General features: G+C 68.2%; 3 protein-coding genes. 2 read left to right on the top strand and 1 reads right to left on the bottom strand.

Features of this window, described 5'->3' with window-relative positions:
* The first annotated feature begins 218 nt into the window (after window positions 1-218).
* A complete protein-coding gene (locus tag AC07A6_RS39130; protein WP_386272855.1) occupies window positions 219-794 on the top strand; it encodes a hypothetical protein in 576 nt (191 codons plus the stop codon).
* A 4-nt stretch (window positions 795-798) separates the two neighbouring features.
* Here AC07A6_RS39130 and AC07A6_RS39125 read toward each other — a convergent pair whose 3' ends face one another.
* Window positions 799-1,119, bottom strand: a complete 321-nt coding sequence (locus AC07A6_RS39125) for a ferredoxin (protein ID WP_042800683.1) — start codon at window positions 1,117-1,119, stop codon at window positions 799-801.
* A 264-nt stretch (window positions 1,120-1,383) separates the two neighbouring features.
* Between AC07A6_RS39125 and arc the strand changes: the two genes are divergently transcribed.
* Window positions 1,384-3,150, top strand: a complete 1,767-nt coding sequence (gene arc / locus AC07A6_RS39120) for a proteasome ATPase (RefSeq protein ID WP_362471780.1) — start codon at window positions 1,384-1,386, stop codon at window positions 3,148-3,150.
* The last annotated feature ends 124 nt before the right edge of the window (window positions 3,151-3,274 follow it).

Raw genomic sequence — 3,274 nt, 5'->3', positions numbered from 1 at the left:
GCCACTCTTCCGGGGTAGCCACCCACCCCAACAAACGAAGTCGTTTGCCCCCCCCCCCCCCCCCACCCCCCCCCCCCCCCCCCAGCGCCCTTTCGTTGTCGGGACGCAGTGTTGTCGGGACGCAGCGTCGTGCGATTCCGGACCCGGCCGTTCCACTCCTGTGTGACGTGTGGCACGATGCTGGCTCCCCGTCACCCTTCGCACAGGAGACACCCGGCGTGCTGCACAGCCCCACCGACCTGGCGCACCGTCGCACCAGGCCCGTCCACTGGCTCGCCACGGCCACCGCCCTCGCCGCCGTCATAGCCGGCGCCGGACTGCTCCAGCCCGGCCGGGCCACCGGAGCCACCCCCGCGCCCGGCCCGGACGCCGCCCCGGCCCCGACGGCCCCCGACGCGCAGGCGGCCGCGTACCCCCTGGACTGCAAGGGCGCCCCGCACACCGTCACCGAAACCGCCCGGGGCGACCTCGACGGCGACGGCCGCCCCGAGACCGTGGCGGCCGTCCGCTGCGACGCCGGCTCCGGCACCCCGCCCCACGCGCTCTACGTACTGGCCCAGGACCCGGGAGCGGGCTCCGCCCCCCGGGTCGTCGCCACCCTCCTCGACGCCGGACAGCGGCGGAACGTGACCGGCCTCACCGTGCGCGACGGAAACGTCACCGCACGCCTGCTGGGCTACTCGTCACCCTCCGTGCCGCGCTACGAGCCCGATGTGAAGCAGCTCGCCAAGTGGCGCTGGACAGGCGGGAAATTCCGCCAGGAGCTGACGGACTCGGCCGCCGGACGTGTTTGAACCGTCACTCCGCGTCCGGGCCGTACACCTCGACCCTGTCCGAAACGCGGCGCACGTGGATGCAGTCCCCCGGACATTCCTTGGCCGAATCGACCACGTCCTGCAGCAGCACCAGAGGAACCGGAGTGGTCGCTCCGGCCTCCTGGAGCAGCTCGTCGTCGGCGCTCTTCACATACGCCAGACCATCGATGTCCAGCTCGAACACCTCCGGGGCGTACTGCACGCAGATGCCGTCCCCGGTGCACAGGTCCTGGTCGATCCAGACCTCCAGCGGCTCCCCGGCCCCGTCGGAACCACCCGTCGGGGCCTCCTGCTGCACGGTCATATCTCCTGCCGTTTCCTGCTCTGAGTGATCCGCCCCGGACTCGACTCGCGGCAAGTCGCGCGAGCCCTGACGGGTGTTGAACAGTTCGACCTTACAACCGGCTGCTTTCCGATGTTGAAGGGTGGGTATTTCCCTGGCGTGAGGGAGTACGCAAGGGTGAAGATCGGACACACCTCTACCGTCTTTGTGATCTAGGGGTTTCAATCACCACCAGCCCAGGTAGGGTCAGGAAGCGTCCAGCTCCCCTTGGAGGAGGTGAGGACCGTGGCAGCCCACGACGACGACATCAACCGCGGCATCCGGCCCGGGCGAGGGTCTGAGGACCCCGCTGGCCAGGTTGCCTATCTCGAGCAGGAAATCGCCGTCCTGCGACGCAAGCTCGCCGACTCTCCGCGACACACGAGGATTCTCGAAGAGCGGATCGTCGAGCTCCAGACGAATCTGGCAGGCGTCTCCGCGCAGAACGAACGACTGGCGAACACCCTCCGTGAGGCCCGCGACCAGATCGTGGCCCTCAAGGAAGAGGTCGACCGCCTCGCACAGCCGCCGGCCGGCTTCGGTGTCTTCCTTCAGGCGAACGAGGACGGCACCGTCGACATCTTCACCGGCGGGCGCAAGCTCCGCGTGAACGTGAGCCCCAGCGTCGACCCGGAAGACCTCCGGCGCGGCCAGGAGGTCATGCTCAACGAAGCGCTCAACGTGGTCGAGGCCATGGAATTCGAGCGGGCCGGGGACATCGTCACCCTCAAGGAGATCCTGGAGGACGGCGAGCGCGCCCTGGTGGTCGGGCACACCGACGAGGAGAGGGTGGTGAGGCTCGCCGAGCCGCTCCTGGACATCACCATCCGCCCCGGCGACGCCCTCCTGCTCGAACCCCGCTCCGGCTACGTCTACGAGGTCGTCCCCAAGAGCGAGGTCGAGGACCTGGTCCTCGAAGAGGTCCCGGACATCGACTACGACAAGATCGGCGGCCTGGGCGACCAGATCGAGCTGATCCGCGACGCCGTCGAGCTCCCGTACCTCTACCCCGACCTGTTCAAGGAGCACGAACTGCGGCCCCCGAAGGGCATCCTGCTCTACGGCCCGCCCGGCTGCGGCAAGACGCTCATCGCCAAGGCCGTCGCCAACTCCCTTGCCAAGAAGGTCGCGGAAGTGACCGGGCAGGCGGCCGGCAAGTCGTACTTCCTGAACATCAAGGGACCCGAGCTCCTCAACAAGTACGTCGGCGAGACCGAGCGGCACATCCGCCTCGTCTTCCAGCGTGCGAGGGAGAAGGCGAGCGAGGGCACCCCCGTCATCGTCTTCTTCGACGAGATGGAATCCCTCTTCCGCACCCGCGGATCCGGCGTCAGCTCGGACGTGGAGAACACCATCGTCCCCCAGCTGCTCGCCGAGATCGACGGCGTGGAAGGCCTGGAGAACGTCATCGTCATCGGCGCCTCCAACCGCGAGGACATGATCGACCCGGCCATCCTGCGCCCCGGCCGCCTCGACGTGAAGATCAAGATCGAGCGCCCGGACGCCGAGGCGGCGAAGGACATCTTCGCCAAGTACCTCAAGGCCTCGCTCCCGCTCCACGCGGACGACCTCAGCGAGCACTCCGGCTCGCCCCAGGTGGCCGTCCACAGCATGATCCAGACCGTCGTCGAGCAGATGTACGCCGAAACCGAGGAGAACCGCTTCCTCGAGGTCACGTACGCCAACGGCGACAAGGAAGTCCTCTACTTCAAGGACTTCAACTCCGGCGCCATGATCCAGAACATCGTGGACCGGGCCAAGAAGATGGCCATCAAGGCCTTCCTCGAACACAACCAGAAGGGTCTGCGGGTCTCCCACCTCCTCCAGGCGTGCGTGGACGAGTTCAAGGAGAACGAGGACCTGCCGAACACCACCAACCCGGACGACTGGGCCCGCATCTCCGGAAAGAAGGGCGAGCGGATCGTATTCATCCGCACGCTCGTCACCGGAAAGCAGGGCGCGGACACCGGACGCTCCATCGACACGGTGGCGAACACAGGTCAGTACCTCTGACGGAGCGAGGCGGGCGCGGGGGGCTCCCACAGACCCCCCCGGCCCCCTGCTTTCCCCCCCCCCCCCCCCCCCCGCCCCCGGCCCCCCCCTTTTCCCCAGGGGAGGGGGGAAATCCACGAACCGA

The organism is Streptomyces sp. NPDC044002, assembly GCF_056434525.1.
The sequence above is the reverse complement of the archived record's forward strand: the minus strand, read 5'-3'. Positions and strand labels throughout refer to the sequence as shown.